Genomic DNA, 370 nt, shown 5'->3' with positions numbered 1-370 from the left:
AGATTTGCCATACAGGCTTTCAAGAATTTAAGCATCCAAACAGCCTATCAGGATGAACCTGAGTTGGAGAGGCTATAGACTTATTGCAGCAGATGGTTCTGGTATGAGATTACCCAGCTCTGGGGAAATTGTATCCGAGTTTGAACCAAATGGAACAACAGGCACCATTGGCAATTTGTTGTTTGATTTGTGTACTTCATTGATTTGCAGTGCTCGTCTTGCAGCTTGGAATATAGGTGAACAAACGTTGGCGGCAGAGCAATTACCCGAAGTTATCACTCAAATGCGTTTATTAAACCAAGAGAAATTATAATATTTATCTATGATCGTCTTCAGTAAAATTCATTCAGCAGCATTATGATTTGGAAGT

Annotated in this window: 1 protein-coding gene; it reads left to right on the top strand. The window is 39.2% G+C overall.

Annotation, left to right across the window (positions count from 1 at the left end; genetic code table 11):
* The first annotated feature begins 52 nt into the window (after nucleotides 1-52).
* Nucleotides 53-313, top strand: a complete 261-nt coding sequence (locus tag WGMM_RS03805; RefSeq protein WP_410543205.1) for a hypothetical protein — start codon at nucleotides 53-55, stop codon at nucleotides 311-313.
* Nucleotides 314-370 lie beyond the last annotated feature (57 nt).

The organism is Wolbachia endosymbiont of Glossina morsitans morsitans, assembly GCF_000689175.1.
GTDB classification, from domain to species: domain Bacteria; phylum Pseudomonadota; class Alphaproteobacteria; order Rickettsiales; family Anaplasmataceae; genus Wolbachia; species Wolbachia pipientis.
This window is presented reverse-complemented; position numbering and strand designations above follow the sequence as displayed.